This window comes from Phaeodactylibacter xiamenensis, assembly GCF_965229835.1.
Lineage (GTDB): Bacteria > Bacteroidota > Bacteroidia > Chitinophagales > Saprospiraceae > Phaeodactylibacter > Phaeodactylibacter xiamenensis.
Map to the genome: position 1 here is coordinate 5,629,913 of NZ_OZ245931.1, position 19,360 is coordinate 5,649,272.

At 51.4% G+C, this 19,360-nt stretch carries 18 protein-coding genes; 12 read left to right on the forward strand and 6 right to left on the reverse strand.

The features are described 5' to 3' along the window. Positions 1-143 precede the first annotated feature (143 nt). On the reverse strand, positions 144-1,229 hold the full coding sequence (locus ACO08I_RS21355; protein ID WP_421947029.1) for a flavin monoamine oxidase family protein: 1,086 nt from the start codon (positions 1,227-1,229) through the stop codon (positions 144-146). Between the two features lie 215 nt (positions 1,230-1,444). On the opposite strand from ACO08I_RS21355, the gene katG reads away from it, so the two are divergent. Next, a complete protein-coding gene (gene katG, locus ACO08I_RS21360) occupies positions 1,445-3,697 on the forward strand; it encodes a catalase/peroxidase HPI (RefSeq protein ID WP_421947030.1) in 2,253 nt (750 codons plus the stop codon). A 150-nt stretch (positions 3,698-3,847) separates the two neighbouring features. Next, entirely contained in the window at positions 3,848-4,543 is a 696-nt protein-coding gene (locus tag ACO08I_RS21365; protein ID WP_421947031.1) for a DUF4386 domain-containing protein, read from the forward strand. Here the strand turns inward: ACO08I_RS21365 and ACO08I_RS21370 are convergent. The 3 genes from ACO08I_RS21370 to ACO08I_RS21380 all read right to left on the reverse strand — a co-directional run bounded on the left by ACO08I_RS21370 (position 4,540) and on the right by ACO08I_RS21380 (position 7,354). Then, positions 4,540-4,986: a GIY-YIG nuclease family protein gene (locus tag ACO08I_RS21370; protein WP_282775203.1), complete on the reverse strand. Its 447-nt coding sequence runs from the start codon at positions 4,984-4,986 to the stop codon at positions 4,540-4,542. The genes ACO08I_RS21365 and ACO08I_RS21370 overlap by 4 nt on opposite strands. Before the next feature lie 171 nt (positions 4,987-5,157). After that, positions 5,158-6,450: a T9SS type A sorting domain-containing protein gene (locus ACO08I_RS21375; RefSeq protein ID WP_421947032.1), complete on the reverse strand. Its 1,293-nt coding sequence runs from the start codon at positions 6,448-6,450 to the stop codon at positions 5,158-5,160. A gap of 115 nt (positions 6,451-6,565) precedes the next feature. After that, a complete protein-coding gene (locus ACO08I_RS21380; protein ID WP_282775201.1) occupies positions 6,566-7,354 on the reverse strand; it encodes a hypothetical protein in 789 nt (262 codons plus the stop codon). 213 nt (positions 7,355-7,567) lie between these two features. Between ACO08I_RS21380 and ACO08I_RS21385 the strand changes: the two genes are divergently transcribed. From ACO08I_RS21385 to ACO08I_RS21405, 5 genes are all read left to right on the forward strand, one after another. Then, positions 7,568-8,056, forward strand: a complete 489-nt coding sequence (locus ACO08I_RS21385) for a hypothetical protein (RefSeq protein ID WP_282775200.1) — start codon at positions 7,568-7,570, stop codon at positions 8,054-8,056. 65 nt (positions 8,057-8,121) lie between these two features. Beyond that, positions 8,122-8,790, forward strand: coding sequence for a hypothetical protein (locus ACO08I_RS21390; protein ID WP_421947033.1), 669 nt, complete (start codon positions 8,122-8,124; stop codon positions 8,788-8,790). Beyond that, complete coding sequence (locus tag ACO08I_RS21395) at positions 8,757-9,551, forward strand: sensor histidine kinase (protein WP_421947034.1); 795 nt, start codon at positions 8,757-8,759, stop codon at positions 9,549-9,551. The genes ACO08I_RS21390 and ACO08I_RS21395 overlap by 34 nt, the downstream gene beginning before the upstream one ends. Next, a complete protein-coding gene (locus tag ACO08I_RS21400) occupies positions 9,548-10,213 on the forward strand; it encodes a response regulator (protein ID WP_421947035.1) in 666 nt (221 codons plus the stop codon). The genes ACO08I_RS21395 and ACO08I_RS21400 overlap by 4 nt, the downstream gene beginning before the upstream one ends. A gap of 132 nt (positions 10,214-10,345) precedes the next feature. After that, a complete protein-coding gene (locus ACO08I_RS21405) occupies positions 10,346-10,720 on the forward strand; it encodes a DUF805 domain-containing protein (RefSeq protein ID WP_282775196.1) in 375 nt (124 codons plus the stop codon). Between the two features lie 140 nt (positions 10,721-10,860). On the opposite strand, the gene ACO08I_RS21410 is transcribed toward ACO08I_RS21405, so the two are convergent. After that, a complete protein-coding gene (locus ACO08I_RS21410) occupies positions 10,861-11,958 on the reverse strand; it encodes a DUF2911 domain-containing protein (protein WP_282775195.1) in 1,098 nt (365 codons plus the stop codon). Positions 11,959-12,445: 487 nt separating this feature from the next. On the opposite strand from ACO08I_RS21410, the gene ACO08I_RS21415 reads away from it, so the two are divergent. From ACO08I_RS21415 to ACO08I_RS21435, 5 genes are all read left to right on the forward strand, one after another. After that, a complete protein-coding gene (locus ACO08I_RS21415) occupies positions 12,446-12,625 on the forward strand; it encodes a hypothetical protein (protein WP_421947036.1) in 180 nt (59 codons plus the stop codon). A gap of 236 nt (positions 12,626-12,861) precedes the next feature. Beyond that, positions 12,862-13,851, forward strand: coding sequence for an AraC family transcriptional regulator ligand-binding domain-containing protein (locus tag ACO08I_RS21420; protein WP_421947037.1), 990 nt, complete (start codon positions 12,862-12,864; stop codon positions 13,849-13,851). Positions 13,852-13,947: 96 nt separating this feature from the next. Beyond that, positions 13,948-14,304: a hypothetical protein gene (locus tag ACO08I_RS21425; RefSeq protein WP_421947038.1), complete on the forward strand. Its 357-nt coding sequence runs from the start codon at positions 13,948-13,950 to the stop codon at positions 14,302-14,304. 13 nt (positions 14,305-14,317) lie between these two features. Continuing rightward, a complete protein-coding gene (locus tag ACO08I_RS21430; protein ID WP_421947039.1) occupies positions 14,318-14,806 on the forward strand; it encodes a DUF1772 domain-containing protein in 489 nt (162 codons plus the stop codon). 471 nt (positions 14,807-15,277) lie between these two features. Beyond that, positions 15,278-16,126, forward strand: a complete 849-nt coding sequence (locus ACO08I_RS21435) for an NmrA family NAD(P)-binding protein (RefSeq protein WP_421947040.1) — start codon at positions 15,278-15,280, stop codon at positions 16,124-16,126. Positions 16,127-16,220: 94 nt separating this feature from the next. Here ACO08I_RS21435 and ccsA read toward each other — a convergent pair whose 3' ends face one another. Beyond that, entirely contained in the window at positions 16,221-19,343 is a 3,123-nt protein-coding gene (gene ccsA / locus ACO08I_RS21440; RefSeq protein WP_282775723.1) for a cytochrome c biogenesis protein, read from the reverse strand. Positions 19,344-19,360: the final 17 nt, after the last annotated feature.

The following is a 19,360-nucleotide window of genomic DNA, read 5'->3' on the forward strand; positions in this document are numbered from 1 at the left end:
TGCAGAATGAATTAGGCTTAGGCGAGCGCAAAGGTGCCTGGTTTAGCAAGATAACTACAGGGGTCTGAATCAAAATATTGCAGAATGTGCAGGTTGGCAGAAAGAAAATTAGGGATCAGGAATCGCGGATAGAAGTACTGTTTTTATTGCGGTAACGGTAAAAGTACAGGTGATGCATTTAATATCTTATAAACCCATTCCGCGCTCCTGACTGCGCCTTCCATATACCCCGGGAAGGCATCTGCCGTTTCCGAGCCTGCAAGAAAAAGCCGGCCATTCCAATAAGGCTTTCGGTACATAGCGTGCCCGTTGTTTTGGTGCGGGAGGACTGCGTGTTCGTAAGGGGCATAGGTATAAGGCTCCATTGGCCAAACGGTCTCTTCGTAGGAAGCATACTCCATGGCACGCTGTCTAAAGAACTTCAAAAGTTGCCCTTCAACCAGCCGTTTTCGGTCCGGAGCACTCAGGTTTGCCATGTCATTCCTAAGAAAACCCTTTAAAGCAAAGTGCTCCTCCTCAGCATCTGTATGGTCATAAAGCTCCGTGAACGGCCCCGTATGGCTAAAGGCAGTCCCGGTATGCCCATACTCTCTCCAGAAAGGTTGTGCATAAGCTACCCCGGCTTTGATGGACTCGCCCATCCACGTATGAGTTTGTTGCATGAGGTGGATTAAGGCATCCGGCAGGGCAGGCTGTAGTTCTATACGGTGGCTCAGCAAATTAGGCGGAAGGGTGGAAACGACGACTTTGGATTTGATCGTTAATGCTCCACTAAAGGTATAAACCCCATCTGCTTTTGCATGAATCTTTTCACCCGGTGTATCCAAAAGCACAGCCTCATCCGGAAGATGCCGGGCAAGTGCTTGTATCAGTGCGGAAGTGCCTCCCTGTATCCGGTAGCTGGGGTCGTTGTTCGGGGGAAGGGGGATAAACTGTGCCGTATCCTGCTGATGCTGCTCAAATAGCGCCTTAGCCCCCAGGCGCTGCTGAAAAACCGGGAGCTTCAATTCCTGCAGCAGCTGTACCAGGTGAGTGTGCTTTTGGCCCAGCCAGGTAGCGCCCATGTCAATTTTTACGCCTTCAGTAGTGGTCTTTGTCCATATCCTGCCGCCCAGCCGGTCGCGGGCCTCAAGGATTAGTGCAGCGTAGCCTGCCTTTCTTAGTAAGTAGTTTAGCGTCAGCCCGGTCAGCCCGCCTCCTATGATTAGCACATCTGTTTCTTGCATCATTTTTTATCTTCTTTTGGACAAACACCCCGGGCCAGGTTTTGGATGAAAAGGGGAGGTTTGGATGAACTGCTCCGGCACTTATTTGTTACACTTTTCTGACAATATTCCTTATCGCCTGCCTGTTTATTGTATAGCTATTGTCTATGTGCCTATAAATGCAATAAATATTGTTTATCCTATCTTTACATTTTTAAGCAACCAAATAACCATTCACCATGGAAAAAAATACAGAGCAAAGCAAGCCGAATAACGGTAAGGTCTGGGATGTGAATCAATCCAGCCGCTGCCCGTTTATGAACGGCAGGCTTGAGCACGGCGCTGGTGCGGGCGCTTCCAACCGCGATTGGTGGCCCAATAGCCTTAATTTGACCATCCTCCGCCAGCATTCCGAATTGTCCAACCCAATGGGCAAGGATTTCGACTATGCAAAGGAGTTCCAAAGCCTGGACTATGAGGCGCTGAAAAAAGACCTTCATGAGCTGATGACCGATTCTCAGGATTGGTGGCCAGCGGACTGGGGCCACTACGGGCCTTTCTTCATCCGTATGGCCTGGCATAGTGCGGGTACTTACCGTATCGCCGACGGACGGGGTGGTGCAGGTGCGGGTACACAGCGTTTCGCGCCACTGAACAGCTGGCCGGACAACGCCAACCTGGACAAAGCCCGCCTTCTTCTGTGGCCCATCAAGCAGAAGTACGGTAAGAAAATCTCCTGGGCTGACCTCATGATCCTGACCGGTAATGTGGCACTGGAGTCTATGGGCTTTAAGACCTTCGGCTTTGCCGGTGGTCGCGAAGATGTCTGGGAACCGGAAGAAGATATTTACTGGGGACCAGAAGGCGAATGGCTGGACGACAAGCGCTACACAGGCGACCGTGAGCTGGAAAATCCACTTGCTGCCGTACAAATGGGTTTGATTTATGTGAACCCGGAAGGGCCTAACGGCAATCCTGATCCAATCGCTTCGGCACACGATATCCGCGAGACTTTCGGCCGTATGGCAATGAATGACGAGGAGACCGTAGCACTGATTGCTGGTGGCCACACTTTCGGTAAGACCCATGGTGCCGGCGATCCTGAAAAGTACGTTGGCGCAGAGCCTGCAGGGGCAAGCATCGAAGAGATGAGCACCGGTTGGAAAAACACACTTGGCGAAGGTAATGGTGAGCACACCATCACTTCCGGCCTGGAAGGTGCATGGACAGACACACCAACGCAGTGGAGCAATAAGTACTTCGAGAACCTCTTCAAGTACGACTGGGAGCTGACCAAGAGCCCGGCAGGTGCTCATCAGTGGCAGCCAAAGGGTGGCGCAGGTGCAGGCACCGTGCCTGATGCGCACAACCCGGAGAAAAAGCACGCGCCATTCATGCTGACTACAGACCTTGCGCTGCGCATGGACCCGGCTTACGAGAAAATCTCCCGCCGCTTCTACGAAAACCCGGACGAATTTGCTGATGCTTTCGCCCGTGCATGGTTTAAACTGACTCACCGCGATATGGGGCCAAAGGCTCGCTACCTGGGACCAGAAGTGCCTGCGGAAGAATTGATCTGGCAGGACCCGGTACCACCGGTGACCCACAAGCTGATCGGGGAGGAAGACATCACGAAGCTGAAGCGCATGATTTTGGCTTCCGGCCTCACCACTTCGCAATTGGTGTCCACAGCTTGGGGCTCCGCTTCTACTTTCCGTAATTCCGACAAGCGGGGCGGTGCCAATGGTGCACGCATTCGTCTGGCGCCGCAGAAAGACTGGGAAGTCAACAACCCAACGCAGCTGGCGAAAGTCCTGGAAACCATGGAAGGCATTCAGAAGGAGTTCAACGGTGGCGCAATGGGTGGCAAAATGGTCTCCATGGCGGATCTCATCGTACTCGGTGGCTGCGCCGCTATCGAAGAAGCGGCTAAGAAGGCGGGGTACGACGTAACTGTGCCATTCACACCGGGCCGTACTGATGCCACGCAGGAGCAGACCGACGCATCATCCTTTGATCCGCTGGAGCCTGCAGCTGACGGTTTCCGCAACTACATGAAGACACAGTACTCAGTTTCTGCAGAGGAAATGCTGGTGGACAAGGCACAGCTGCTTGCCCTTACTACGCCGGAAATGACTGCACTGGTAGGCGGTATGCGCGTATTGGATACCAATTACGATCAGTCTCAGCGCGGCGTATTTACCGCCCGCCCGGGCACGCTTTCCAATGACTTCTTCGTGAATGTCCTGGACCTGAGCACCAAGTGGAAAGCGGTTTCCGAAGATGAGACCGTATTTGAGGGCCGTGACCGCAAGACCAACGAGGTGAAGTGGACCGGCACGCGTGTGGATCTCATTTTTGGTTCCAACACGGAGCTTCGCGCCATCGCGGAAGTTTACGGTTGCCAGGATGGAGAAGAGCGCTTTGTGCACGACTTCATCGCAGCCTGGAACAAGGTGATGAACGCAGACCGCTTCGAGTTGAAGCAATAAAGGTCTTTCAGATACAGTAAGCTACGAGCAGGTAGTCCGGTGACGGGCTGCCTGTTCGTCATTTTGGGCAATCCGTTCGGGATTATATACCGGGGCGCTGCCGGGAGGGTATCCCGCTAATTTTGCTTCAGCAATCAAAACCGAAGTAAAATGAGTAATCACCCAACTACTCCCAAACAGCGGGCCCGCCTGACCGGGCTTCTTTACCTTGTTGTGATCATTTGCGCAGGCTTTAGTCAGGGCTATGTGCGGGGTACCATAGTGGTGCCCGGCGATGCCGCCCAAACAGCACTGAATATCCTGGAGCAAGGCGGTTTGTTCCGGCTTGGGCTGGCAACCGACCTGATCGCCTTCACCGCAGATGCCGTTATTGCCGTACTGTTTTATCAGTTGTTCAAGCCAGTCAGCCAAACCCTTTCTATGGTAGCTGCCGCCCTACGGCTGTTGGCCCACCCTGCTATTGCCAGCCTCAACCTCCTCAATCATTACATGGCGCAGCACGTGCTGGAATCAACAGACTGGGCGCTGTCGCACAGCCCGGAGCAGCTGTATGATTGGTCCCTGCTGTTTATGGATGCCCACCGGGCCGGTTATCTGATTGCAGGTGCACTGTTCGGCCTGCACTGTCTCCTGCTTGGCATATTGATCTACCGGTCTGATTTAATCCCTAAAGCTTTTGGGGTGTTGATGAGCCTGGCAGGACTGACTTACCTGATGGAAACATTTGGCGTTTTCCTCTTCCCTGGCCATGATGCATGGCTGGCGCTTCTGGTGGGCGGCGCGGCAGCGCTCGGAGAGGTATCCCTGATGGGGTATTTGCTGGCCAGGGGAGTGCGGGAGCGTTAAGAAATCCAGAACCGAAGGAAGTCCAGCACTTCCCGCTGAAAGGCCCAGAACTCAATATCCCGCCACCAGCACCAAAGGCCTGTCAGCGCGCCGTAAATCAGCAGGTGGCTGACCGCAAAGGCCCAGAGAATGCAGCAAAGGACATACACCCAGCCAATCCAGCTCAGCGGGTGGAGGTAGGAAAAAAACTCGCTGCCTCCGGAGCCTTTTACGGGCCGGTTGAAGCGCTTCATCACCCGGTGTAAATGTGCTTCAAACCAATCTGCGAAGAAGCAGGGCAGGGAGAAGATAGGGAATTGCCGCCCTTTCATGCTCCGGCCAATGGCTTTCCACCGAAGGTCTACATCGCGCGCAATACCAATTTTAATCCGCCCCGGATTACGGGTGGACATGCCGAGGTAAATAAACCGGTAGCCAAAAAGGGAATAGAGGAGTTGCTTCATCGCCGGGTTTTTTCTTTCCGGGGCTAAAATACATATTTGTTGAAATTTTTTGTGTTCGAATTTGTATTTTTTAGTGATTGTAGATGATACTGCCAAAAGAAGCACCCCAAACCCTGGTTTTAGCCAGCATTTGGGGTGCTCCGATTCAATTAAATGCCCTGAAAATGGGGTTTAGTTCAGGATCAGCTTTTGGGTTTTTATGCCTGATTCGCTCTGAAGGTGGAGGAGGTAAGTGCCCCGGGGCAATTCCTGCAGGCTTAGCTGTACCGAGCCCTGTCCGTTAACCGTGACCTGCCTTAAGGGCTGGCCGTAGAGGTTGAACACCGATAAATACCCTTCGCCGGTCCCAATTTCAAACTCAACGGTGATGTGCCCCCGGGTCGGGTTCGGGAAGACCGAGAACCGGGCAGGTGCCGTAACTATGTCCTGACTGGAAGTAAGGGTGTTAAAATCGATCAGTACTTCTGTATCATCAAACTGAGCACCATAGTTGCCCTCCCAGAATTCTGCATCTCTTCCCCCGTGTTCGAAATAGACGTACCTGAGCCCGGTACCGTAGGCTGTGAACGTAGCGCCATAATATTCCCAGTTTTCAGATAGTTCTACGATATCCGAGTTGTATTCGGCCAGAATATTCATTTCATTATCCAGCAATCTGATAATGGTTTGAGCCTCATCCTGATAGTTGGGTTCATGGCCTTTGACAAAGTTCCAGCCATCAATTTTAGGTTGTAAATCGAGGAGCTCAGCGGAGTAGTATTCCCAGAGGTCGATGGTTTGGCTTTTGGAGCACCAACTATACGAAGTAGTGAAAACGCCCGGTAAGCCATTGATAGCCCAGCCATCGCCACCATTGCTGATGACCTCCCAGCCCGCCAACGTACCTGTAGAGCCACCACTATAGTAAGCGTGGTTGCCAATAGAAAGGTAGGAGCCATCAATAGCGGCACCAAACTGGCCAGCCCAGCTTTCAGTATCCTCCCCGCCATGTGTGAACCGTATTTTCCTAAGCCCCGGCCCGTAATTCAAAAAGTGCCCTTTCACTTGTTGCCAGTTAGCGGTAGTGGTCAGGTCTCCGGTGGAATAAGTAGCCATCAAATTATCGTTGGCATCCAGCAGTTCTACGTTTAGGAAATAAATATCGTGGTCAAAGCTAAGGGTCCTGTACCAGTCTGAAAACAGCACAATAGGTGCGCGGTCCAGCCACTCTTCGGAATAGCCAACTTCGAGAAGGTCAATAAGCTGTGATTTGCTGCACCTCGCGTAGGAGGTGGCAAAACAGCTGGTGCCATTCATACCATAAATATTGAGGCCCCAGCCATCACCGCCATTTTCGATGATTTCCCATCCGTCGAGGTTACCTTGTAATGCGCCTGGGTTTTGGAGCAGGTTTTGCCGCTGTTGCCCAAACAGGGCGATAGCCGTACCAAAAATGAGCAAAGCAATTGAGTACAAAGCTTTCATAGTAAAAGGTTTTGATCTGAAAAATGATTTGGATTGTCTCCCTGTCTGGGAGAATTTGGCACAACGCCTGCTATGAGTAAAAGGGCGTTGTGCCAGGTGTAACCAGAAGAAAGGTTTACTGTAAACCTCCTGCTCTGGCAGTGGAGATATTTGCAGCGACGCTGTTGTTGACTCTCATTTGCCTGGTGTGCAGGTCCAGCTGTATGCGTGCACCATCACTTTTCTGGAGGTAGACAGACCATTCGTCCCGGTGCGTTTCTTTGAATGAAGCGTGAGTGCCCACTTTGCCGGTTTTGTATTCCACCCAGTCCTTGCCGCACAATTGCTGGAAGTACCCGCTCCTCGGGCCGGAGTAGACGACCTGCGTAACATTAGTCCCATCAACACGCGGTGGAGTCCAGGAAGAAGGCTCTACTCTAAGCTTGGCAGCCGGTCCGCCGGGGTTCATAATCTGCTCTGCGTAAAGGGTATTGCCGCGCAGGTAGAGTTTGTACTTGCAATAAGCTTCAGATTGGGTGGTCACCTGACTGCTGCCATTGCCCATAACCGGGTCGTTTTTTTGGTTGGAAGCAAAATGGCTGTATTCCCGGACGTTGATCTTCCTGGCGTCCAGGTCCACTGTGGCTTTCATGTTGGCTTTGGTGTTGTAGGTGTTCGTCAGTAAATTCAGGTCCAGGGTATACACACCGCCACTGGCGTTATTGAAATCCGTAACCTTAATAGGCTCGCCGTTGCCTGCGAAGCCGCTCCTTTGAATCTGAGCCGCGGCAGAGGAAGCGAATCCCAGAAAGGAAAAGAAGAAAGCGAGTGCCATGGCAATGGCTTTCGGGCCCGTCTGTACGAGGAAGAGGGGCCTGTTGTTGATCAAGTGGTTGGCGTTGGAAGGGTTTGTGATCGTTTTCATTAGTTTTTTTGAGTTTGAAATGAAAGAAAAAAATCATGCGACAAAGTTAGGCGGGCCCACGGGAGCAGGGAAGCGCCGTTCTACGGGAGATGGAAAACCGGGCAGAACCACGGGAAGAAGCAGGTAGAAATACGTGGTTTGTGGCAGCGGGCGCTGACGGAGCGCTATTTAGTGTTATCTTACACAGGTACATTTTATCAAAACGAAACACCAATGAACTTAAAACCCAACCTTTGGACCCTGCTTTTCCTACTGGCTGCCGGTGTGCTGGCCTACCAACAGCTGCCATCAAAAGGCAATACAGATATCGTAGAGGCGACTTCTTCCCTGAATATAGCAGACGGCAGCGATAGTATTCCCAGTAGGGAGGCCGTGCAGATGATTGCTACTTATATGGAACGCTATCAAAGGGTACTGAGCGATCCCAACGCAAAAATTAATGGCCGTACAGTTTTGGATACGACTGGTGTGGTCGCCATCCCCCTTTATTTTAAGCTGGAGCGGAACGAGATAGCCGAAATCTTCCGCCACTTTGGCGGGCAGCAGGTTTACGCGGTCCTTGGATTGTTGCCGGGTGCGAATGGGGCACGGGATACGATTGATTTGATCTTATCTGACGTAGAACCGGGCAAGGGCAATATTTTCCTGGAGGGCACCTTCTATGATTTTGCTACACCCTGCCCGCCGCTTTGTGATGAGTAGAGCACCGTGCGCGGAACGCCTTAAGAGATGCTAACATCGCATCTCTAAGCCCAAAAAACCTAAACATGTATCAGGATCTGGCACTTCTTTTTGGTAAGGTATACCTTGTCATTTTGGTGGTCAATGTGATTCTGGTACTGTTGTTGTACAGGCGTCTGCCGGTGAAAGTCCGTAGTGTACACTTCTTTCTATTGGGGAGCCTGGCTACAGACCTGGCTTCCCGATGGTTGTTTTATCAGGGGGAGAATAACCTCTTCCTGTTGCATATCTACACTCTGTGGGAGTTGCTGGCCTGGGGATGGTTTTTCAACCTGGTTTATGGGCACACCTCCAAAACTCAGCAGTTCTTTTTTGGTGGGGTGGGAGTGATGGGCATACTGCTCGTGCTCAACTCTGTTTTCCTGGAGCCGCTGACCGGATTCAACTCCAATGCCAAAACCCTGGTACAGGTATTGCTGATTGGCTTTGCCATCCGGTACTTTTTCCTGGCCTTTGGGAAAATAGACCTGACGAAAGCCGTTGCACAGGCCGTTACCTTCATCAATTTCGCTGTATTGCTGTATTATTCGGGCACCTTGTTTATATTTATGTTTTCCAGGTTGCTCAGGGAATACGGGGTTGCAAGTGTGCAGCAACATGGGCTCTGGGTTATTAACGCGCTGCTTCTGGTGGTTTTTCACCTCCTGATCTTCATAAGCTTATGGATACCACTCCGGCGCAGACCGAAATATTAACTACTATTTTTATCGGTGTTTTCTTGATGTTATTGCTGGCGCTGGCCTTCGTATTGTTCTTTTATTTCTCTCAGCGCAAATTCCAGGCCCAGCAACTCCTTGCCCAGGAGCTGGAGATCGAACACCGGGAGCAGTTACTGCTTGCCAGTATCAAAACCCAGGAAGACGAACGGCAGCGTTTGGCCCGGGAACTGCACGATGAGGTTGGCTCCAAACTCAATGTGATCAACCTGGGCTTGCACCAACTAAAAAAGCAGGGCACAACGCCCGAGGCACGGCAGTCTTTTCAAGACCTTTTTGGGCTGGTTCGTACGACCACAGAGACCACCCGGCGTATTGCCCACGATTTGCTGCCACCAACCTTGGAAAAATTCGGGCTGCTCATGGCGCTGGAAGAGTTGTGCGATCAGTACCGGCAATCGTCACCGGTAATGCTGGAGTACGAATTTTCAGAAAGTGGTATTCAGCTTGACCCATTAGTCGCACTCAATTTCTTCCGGGTGGTACAGGAGTTACTGTCGAATACCTACAAGTACAGTCAGGCTACTACCGTCAAAATATCCCTTGCTATAAAGCCCCATTCGCTGGCGTTGTTTTACCAGGACAACGGCATCGGCTTTGACCCCAATGCCCGGGAGCAGCAAAAAGGGATGGGGCTAAAAAACATAGAAAGCCGTATGCGTACCATACAAGCTGATTACCAATTGGATAGCACGCCTGGAAACGGAACCGTCTTCACGGCACAAAAAACATGGTCATGAAGATTGCCCTGGCAGACGACGAAGCGCTCTTCCGCAGAGGTATTGCCCTTATACTGGAAGAAATGGACGGTACGGAGATACTCTTTGAAGCGGACAACGGACAAGCTATGCTGGATCAGTTAGCCTGTGCTCCGGTTCCGCCTGATGTGCTGTTATTAGACTTGAACATGCCGGTACTGAACGGAGTAGATGCGGCAAAGGTGCTTCGGGAACAATACCCTGGCCTTAAGTTCATTGTGCTGTCCACATACTTTTCCAAATCCTTTGTGCTAAGCATGCTGGAGCTTGGGGCTGCTGCGTATTTGCCTAAAAATGCCACGCCCGAATTGATGCAAACCACCGTGCGGGAAGTGGCCGAAAAAGGGTTTTTCTACAATGATGAAGTCCTGGCGATCATCCGCGAAAATATGGTGAAACCTACGCGGACAAAACTCAACAAGCCTTTCCTCCCCAACCTTACTGCCCGCGAAAAAGAAGTACTGCAACTCATTTGTGAAGAACGGACCACACCGGAAATCGCTGAGCAGCTCTTCATCTCCACGCGCACGGTGGAGGGGCACCGAAACAATCTCCTGTCCAAATTGCAATGCCGTAATACGGCCGGGCTCGTGGTTGTTGCATTACAGGAAGGGCTGGTGGAAATCAAACGCTTCCGTTTTTGAGCTCCTTTTGCACAAATCAAAATTAAGCGGAAAAAATACCGTACGATCTGCTATCTTTGATCACATTGTTAATCAGGCAAGCTGTATGCCTGCTATTTGGTCCCAGTTATTGCCTTAAAAAACCTGTTACAAATGCAGTATTATCTTAAAGTACTCCAGAATTATGCCGTCTTTGAAGGCCGCGCGCGCCGAAAAGAATACTGGATGTTCGTACTTATTAACATGCTGGTCAGCTTTGTTGTTGGCTTTGTAGACGGTGCGATCGGCACTTACAACTACGAAAGTGGATTTGGTTACCTGGGTACAGGCTATAGCCTGGCTGTCTTGATTCCCTCCATCGCTGTAGGTGTGCGCCGTATGCATGATGTGGGCAAAAGCGGATGGTTTCTGCTCATCCCAATTTACAACCTGATTCTGGCTGTGACGGAAGGTGAAGCCGGCTCTAATGAATACGGGCCCGATCCTAAAAATCCGGAAAGCGATTTAGTTGATCATCTGGTTAGCTGACAGGCAAAAGAATACGGGGCCGAATCAAAAAACGGTCCCGTATTTTTTTTGCGCACCTATCTCAAATGGTGAGCTTCCGCCCATGCTTTAACCGCTTGCATAGCGGCTTTATGGTGCAACACTATAATCCGTGCTTATTCCTATTTAATAGTAATAGGAAGGCGCGCCATGGTGTTTTCCCATCCGATCACCAATTCAATCTGATTATCGTCTTTCTCAACGAAAGTCATGGAAAGGGCTTCCAATGTTTCCGGTGTTTTCTCGGTAGGTACCACGACCTTCACGACATTATCCTCCTCATTGTGATTAGGTGGGCCCCAGGACTGTACATTCTTATGGATGATGAGTTCCCAGTTGTCTTTATTGACGGTGGCAAAGAGCCCGTAACGGCCCGCCTCAATATCGGTACCCCCAATGGTCACATTCCTGAAGAAAGTCAGCTCTGTAGTTTCGTTAGCGCCTACCCGCCACATGCTTCCGTATTTCAATAAGTCGCCAAAGATGGTCCGGCCTTTCATTTGGGGGCGGGAATATACAGCGCGGACCAAAGGTTCATTAGCTGCGAGCTCCGCTTCTTCCACGTAGTTGCGTAGGCGGGACATATTAGGATACTGCACCAAATCCATCGGGCTGGTGTCTTCGCCTGACATGATCGGTGGATTGAGGTTGATGGGCAACGCGGCACGGGTTTGGTCCCATTCCAAAACCATATTTACGTTGTAATCGTCAATTTTTTGAAAGCCTATGGTGAAGTATTCACGCACATCAGCTACTGAAGTGGTGGGTACAGATACCGCAGCGATGTCTTTAGTAATGTCGCGGTTTTCAGCACCACCGATGAAGCGCTCCTGAGAGATTTTGATGATCCACTGCTGTGGATAAGGCTGTGCAAACATAGTATAGGTGCCGGCCGGGATGTAGGTGCCGCCAATTTCCACAGGCTGGAAAAAGGTCACCTCTGTAGCTTCATTGGCTCCCAGGCGCCAGTCTTGTCCCCAGGGCACAAGATCGCCAAAGATTTCACGGCCTTTCTTCTGAGGGCGGCAGTACAACACCTTGATTTGCTGAACCCGGTCGGGGTCATCTGCATCCAGATAGTTTTGGAAGGCGGCAGCGCGCGGATAGTGCGCCGCATCCATAGGGCTTGGGTCCATACCGGAGAATTTGAGTTCCTGAGCATCTAACCCCATGCTGGCACCCAGCATTAAAAAAATAAACAGAAGGATGTTAAGCTTCATTGGTTGATTTAGATTTGATGAATTTATAGGGTAAAAGTAGGGAATTATGTGTGACTTAGGTTAGTGCTGCAGGACTTCCCCAACGATTTGTCCATTCCCTGCCTTATCGGCTCGGATACGGTCTGCCCAGGGTGTCGGGGCATATGCTCCGGTTCAAGTCATGACCGGCTCCAGGTCCAGCCCCAGCTCAGAAAATTCCTTTTTGAGCGCCTGGTTCTGCTGGCAGGGTGTGATTTCTTTGTTTTTCATGGTTTTGGGGAGGGTGGGAAACATTATTTCTACCGATTCACCAGATTTGGACTGGATGAACTAACTGAGCAGGAATTTAAAATGGAGCTATTTTTTAATGATATCAAACCTGAATCCAAACGAACTTATAAGCTGGGGATACCGGGTTAATAGTGCTTTACTGAGCAACTGCTTTTAATCAATCTATTACCTGTTTTTACGTTCAATAAGGCCAAACAGATTCAAAATCCTGCAAAATATGGATGCACCAAAAGGCTCTACCATCAAACGGATACAGAACGATTCCACCCTTCTGGAAAAGTTGATGAACATCATCACCAACCGGGGGCATAAGGAGGATTCCATTGAGATCAATGGTGGCAAGGTCAAAATTGTGCGCATCAAGTCTGTTCATCGAAATATTCAGGGTGCGGAATAATGAATATTGCATTAGGCGCGCTTCTGCGGGTGGAGGAAGGCTCTAACATAATGGTCTTTCCAAAGACACAGATGCCCGCTATTACAACATGCCCGGCGACTACTTCATGATCCCCATCTCCGAAGTCAAAAACATCAACATTACCTACTACGGGGCTTTACCGGAGGCGTAAGTGGCAGATATCGAATGAGCACAACCGGATTATTACTATTTTAGCTTCCAACCACACCTCGTCCATGCAATACATCTCCGTCAGCCTGTACCGCAAAATGATCAACCACGCGCTGAGCGAGGGCATCGACCGTAGTGCCTTTGACGATCTGCCGGTGCCAATGGCAACACTCGATAACATACAAGCCGTGCCCGCTGAGTTGTTCTTTGCCCTGCACGAGCAGCTTGATAACGCCCTGGGACCTGGCTTTTCCGTAAGGGTAGGGCAGCAGATGAAGATGGACGACTACGGCGTGCTGGGCTTGTCCTGGAAGACCTGCGCCAAGGCCGGCGAAATTTACGAGCGCAGTGAGCGTTACTTCAAGCTGTTGTCCAATACCTACGTTTTCAAAGTGGAAGCCGCCGGGGAGGTGTCCCGGGTGCATTTGCTGCGCGAGCCCTACCGCCGGGGCGTAGCTTTGTCCAATGAGGCGACCTTCGCGGCAACGGTGGTGGTACTGCAAGCTATGACCGAGACGGATATCCATCCGGTAGAAGTAGCCTTTCAGCACCAAGCGCCTGCTGACCTGAGCAGTCATGAAGCAGCCTTTCAATGTCCGGTAAAATTTGGTCAGTCCCACAACTACATTGCCTATCGTACCGCCGACCTCAACCGCCGCACCGCCAAAGCCGATGTCAGTATCAACCGTTTCCTGGTGGAAAGGGTGGAGGAGGAGGCCAAGGGGATCGAGGTTAGCCCTTTAAAGGTGGCTGCTGATGTTGAAGCCCTCATCAAGGACGCCCTGCCCGGCGGCATCCCGGGTATCCTCCAAATCGGGGAGCATATGGGCATGAGCAGCCGGACCCTTACCCGCCGCCTGTCTGAAAGCGGGCTGTCCTTTCGGGAAATGGTGCGCAATACGCAGGAAAAGGTAGCCCGCGAGCTGCTGCGGGACACCGCCCACTCCATTGGTGAAATCGCATTCGAGACCGGCTTTTCCGAACAAAGCGCCTTCAGCCGGGCCTTCAAACGCTGGACGGGGCAGTCTCCGGTGGCCTATCGGAATAACTTATAACCCAGTTGGCTCAAAGTGTCATAAGATTGGCAGGCAGGGTCAAGCGTACCCTCCCTTTTTGCCCCAATTTTGCTGCTGTAATTAATCAATAGCAAAATGAAAAAGCCAATCACCCCACTGTTCTTTTCCGGGCTGCTCTTTATGGCAACCCTGATTTTCCCGGCTTCAAGCCTGCCCGTTTCACCTGCCCTTTACCCGGTGGGTGGAACAACAGGCTTTTCCGCCAATGACCTTAAAGCCGAAGCTTTCGCCATTCTGGATGCGAAGTGCAATACCTGCCACCGCAAGCAAAACCCATTCCGGGTATTCACGCTGAAGAATATGAACCGGCATGCCGCTCGTATTTACAAGCAGGTGTTTGTCTTAAGGCGCATGCCCAAAGGCAACGCCCCCCGGCTGACCGACCTGGAATACCGGACGCTGAAGCTTTGGATAGATACACTAAACCTCTAAAACCCTATTCAACATGGACTTTTCAATCAAATCCTTTACCCTGTTTACCGCAGTGGCCCTTACCGGACTGTCAGCAGGCCTGTTCTACGCCTGGTCAGTATCCGTCATTCCCGGCACCCGAAAAATTCCGGACCCGGTTTACCTGGAAACCATGCAGTCCATCAACCGGGCGATCCTGAACCCGGCCTTTTTCCTGATCTTTTTTGGGAGCCCCCTGGCTTTGGGCATCAGCACCTTTCAGCAGGCGGGCAGTGGCTGGGCATTCGGCCTGCTGCTCGGAGGAACATTGACCTACCTGGCCGGCACTTTCGGTGTAACCGCCCTGGGCAATGTCCCCCTCAATGACGCCCTGGACATCCTCGATTTGGCCGAGCTGAGCCAACAGGAAGCCGCCGATTTCCGGCAACACTACGAGCAAAAGTGGAACCGCCTGCATCAGCTGCGGATGGTCTGCTCGGTACTGGCTTTTGCCTTGTCGCTGTTAGTACTTTTTAAAGTTTAAAAGACAAGCAAGGCAGTTCGTTGTATATGCTGCAAGGCCGCATAAAAGGCACGCATTTATACCCTGGTAACCACGCCGTATCGTATATCGACTTCGTAGAAGTCACACCCTTCTAACCTGGCTAACATCGCAGCAGATCGACTTCGTAGAAGTCGCATATTACCCTAGCTGACGGAAGAACGCCTTTGATGATTGTTTTCGGTTGCCCAGCTATTGAGGCGTAGCAGTCGACTAGTGTTGACTTCCTTTGAAATCAAATAATTCAATTTTTCACCATAATGAGTAGTGTCAAGCAGGAACGATCCATACCAGATCCGCTACCTAACGCAAACGGATACCATTCCAACGGCTTTAGGGGCCCATCACGTAATGCGCTGTGGCCTTTGCGAGTCCCTTCGCGCCCTTTGCGTGAACCCTTCCCGTACATGGCGCCCCCCCCCTTGATACCCCACTCATCCAAACCCAACTCTTATGAAAAATCCAAGTAACATCCTCGTCATTGGCGGCACCGGCAAGACCGGGCGCAAGGTCGTTGAAGGCCTGCAAAAGCGCGGTCAAAAGGTCCGCATCGGCGGCCGTAACAGCAACCCCGTATTCGACTGGAGCAAGCCCGATACCTGGGCAGAAGCTTTGGAAGGCATGGCCAAGGTCTACATCGTTTTCTACCCTGACCTGGCTGTGCCTGGTGCCCTGCAAGCCATCGAAAAGCTGACGGAAATGGCCAAACAGGCGGGCGTGCAAAAAGCCGTCCTTCTCTCTGGCAAAGGGGAGCAGGAAGCGGAACGCTGCGAGCAGGTAGTGGCCCAATCCGGTATGGACTACACCCTGGTGCGCGCTTCCTGGTTCAGCCAAAACTTCAGCGAAAGCTTCCTGATGGAGCCCATCCTTGCCGGTTATGTTGCCCTGCCCATGCCTGATGCTAAAATCCCGTTTGTGGATACCGGCGACATCGCCGAAGTGGTGGTCGAATCCCTTATAAACGATGCCCATAACGGACAAACCTATGAAATTACCGGTCCGCGGGCACTGACCTTCCGGGCCGCAGTACGGGAAATTGAAGCAGCTACCGGCAAGTCCATCGTCTACCGCGCGGTTTCCCTACAGGACTATAAGGCATCGATGGAGGCTGCGGGCCTGCCTGGCGACTACGTTTGGCTGATCGATTACCTTTTCCGCGAAGTGCTCAGTGTACCGGCCAATCAGGACGTCACCCGCGATGTGGAGCGCGTGCTCGGGCGACCGGCGACCGACTTTACCGCTTATGCGCAAAAAACTGCGGCAGGTGGGATTTGGGGGGAAACTGTCCCACAATCGGTTTAATACGTGGAAATGCAAGGCTGAAGGGTTATTTTCAGCCTTGCAAATCAACTCCTCAACCTTATGGACCAGCCTGTATTCCGAAGTGCAACCCGCATTAATGGTTATCGACCTTCACCTCCGCATTGTTGTATTGCCAATTTCGCCAAAGTGCAAGCAGGCTGATCACCGTAAGGCAGAATACGGTATAATAAACAAAAGGTGGAATTGGTACAGGATCGCCTGCTGCATAGGAATGCAGCCCGGATAAATAATAATTCACCCCAAAGTAGGTCATGATGACGGAAGCCCATCCAAACAAAGATGCAACGTTGAAGGCATAGGCCCCTCTGAATCCGGGAATGAACCGCATGTGGAGAATGAAGGAATAGACGAGTATTGTGACCAGCGCCCAGGTTTCTTTGGCATCCCACCCCCAGTAGCGCCCCCAGGATTCATTCGCCCATACGCCTCCGAGATAAGTGCCTACACTGACCATTACCAAGCCTCCAATGAGCGTCATTTCGCTGATTTGAGTCATCTCCCGAATCATCCGGTTCACGTTTTTGGCGTTTTTTGGCGTACGGAATATAATGAACACCAGGTTGATTAACCCGATTAATGCACCGAGCATGAGAAAGCCATAGCTGCCCGCTTCAAGCGATACGTGGATGGTCAGCCAATAGGATTTCAGTACCGGGACCAGTGGGGTGATTTCCGGGTCGAGCCAGCTCAAACCAGCTACCATCAGGATGGTGGAAGCCAGTATAGAGGTGGCGGCCAGACTGCCCAGTGATTTACGCCCGAAAAGAATACCAGCCAGTACTGTGGTAAAAGCAATATAAATCATAGACTCGTACCCATTGCTCCAGGGTGCGCGGCCGGAAACATACCACCGGAGCCCCAGCCCAAAGGTATGCATTGCAAAAGCAGCTAGGAATATACCTATCGCGATCCGGACCGGCCATTTTAAACCCAACCCGGGTTTGAATACTCTTGCAAAAAGCAGTCCCAGAAAAGCCAGGCCGAGCAGGGCGTATACCTTTCCTAAATGGCTAAATACGTTTAACCGGTTCAGTAGTATTTCTGCACTGATCTTTTGTTCGGAGGGTATCACGGCAGCGCCATTTTTGTATTGAAATTGGCGCAACTCATCAACTAGGCGGTTGGCCAGGTCCCAGTCGCCATCATGTAAGGCTGTTTGGATGGTGGGGACATAGGCGTCATAGAATTTCTTTCCGAACGAGGTCTCCTGTTGTCCGTGCCGGTGGGCATCATTGGGCGATTCCCAAAGGTTATTGGGGTCACCAGGTACCGGAAAGACTTTGAAGAAGCTGCCCGAAAATACCATGTTGCAGATGTTGACCCGCTCATCCAGTTTCATCATTTCCTTTTCGAAGACGCCACGGTCCTTCTTAGGCGTATTGTAAGCTTCGCGAACGTGCTCCTGCAGGATATAATTACCATTTTGATCAAAGAAATCCCGGTAGGCGGCAAGTTTGCCTTCCACCGGGATGAGCGCTTTCGTTTTATCGTGCCGCCCCATTTTGATGAGCGGCAGGTGGTACCAGTCTTTCGGGCTGGCCGTCATGCTTATGATAGCCTGTTCTGCACTAAGCCCGTAGATGGTTTCTTTGCGGGATAGCTTGCGCAAAATCTCACTGGCATAGGTATTCATAGGTTTCATTCGCCCTCTGTGGTCCTGCATAACCAGGCGTCCGAATTTTTCGGCATGCATAGTGGAAACCGGAGGGCCCAGTACATAGTTGGGGGCAGGGGAGGCCATAGCCAGATTGGAGGCAAGCATTAAAGGCAACAGGACCAGGGCTGAGGATGGTTTGCTTTGCATTTGCTTCAGGTTGCGGGCCAGTTGCTGAAAGCGGCTCTTCCTGCTAAAGAAGGTAAGTACCATGCCAATGGTGAGGACGGCATACCCCAGGTATGAAATCCAGGTGCCCCACCAATCGTGATTGACACTCAGGTAAGTACCCAGTTCATCCGGGTCGAAGGAGGACTGGAAAAACCGGTAACCATCGTAATTCAGGATATGATTCATGTAAATCCGCTGATCCTCCTGAATACTGTTGCGTTCGTCCAGCAGGGTCACTTCACTGGCATAGGAAGAGGCACTGTTGGTACCCGGGTACTTTTCAATGATGAAGTCTCGCAGCTGTAATGCAAAAGGAAGCTGAATGCGCCTGGAACCGTAGGCAACGGACAACTCGAGGTCGCCAAGCAGGAAGGTACGCGGGCGGCCTTCCACACCCTTGCTTCCAAAGATGTATTGCTCCTGCGTCTGTTTTCCATCGCTCACCCGGATTTGAATGCCGGCGGTGCTGTTGCTTTCCATTTTTTGGTTTGCGGAGGCCAGCTTAAGGTGCCCCGTTGGGGTAAACTGGCCAAAGACGAAGCTTTCCCGTGCGCTGGCGTAAAGGCTGCGGAGCTTAAGGGGATGATAATGCCCGGCTTGCAAAGTGTCTCGCTGTTGAGTAGCCATGACCATTTGAGTGAAAAGGGTGGGGGCTTTGAAGTAGGGCTGACCGTTTTCTACCTTAACATTGAAGGCCTGTGGATCCTCAACCTTTGTGAAATTGAATAAGGTGCCGCGAATACGGCTGCGTTGCCCTTCCTGAATGTAGTATTCTTCACGGCCGTTTGCGCCGCCAATAACGATTTGCAGGGTGGGAACACCCGCTTCGTCATTCAGCAGAAACTCTTTGGGGTTAGGCATGAAATCAGTCACCTCTACATCAATGGTCGTCGCCCCGAGCTGGTAGGACTCCTGAAAATGGTTAGGGCCTAAACTGGCAAACAGTACAGGTTCTTCAAACCGGTATTGGCGGCCTTGCTGACGGGCTTCAAAAATCAGGTAGGTCTCCGCGCTGAGGAAGGTATTTGAACTGCTGCCCTCCCGGATATGCATCATGCCTTCAAAGCCAAAATAACGGGTGACTGCTGCACCCATGAATATAATGACGATTGCAGCGTGAAAGGAAAGCACGGCCCATTTTTTCTGCTGAACGAGGCGGTATCGAAAAATATTGACCAGAATAGTGATGCCAAACATAAGCATCAGCAATTCCAGCCACCAGGATTTGAAAACGACTTTTTGGGCGGCACTCGTGCCAAAGTCATTCTCAATAAAGGTGGCTGCTCCAATAGCAATGGCGAAAAGAATCATATACAACCCTGCTGCTGAAGTGGAAAACAGCCGGTTGGAAATTAGCTTTAATAGTTTCATGACCAGGGATAGTTTTG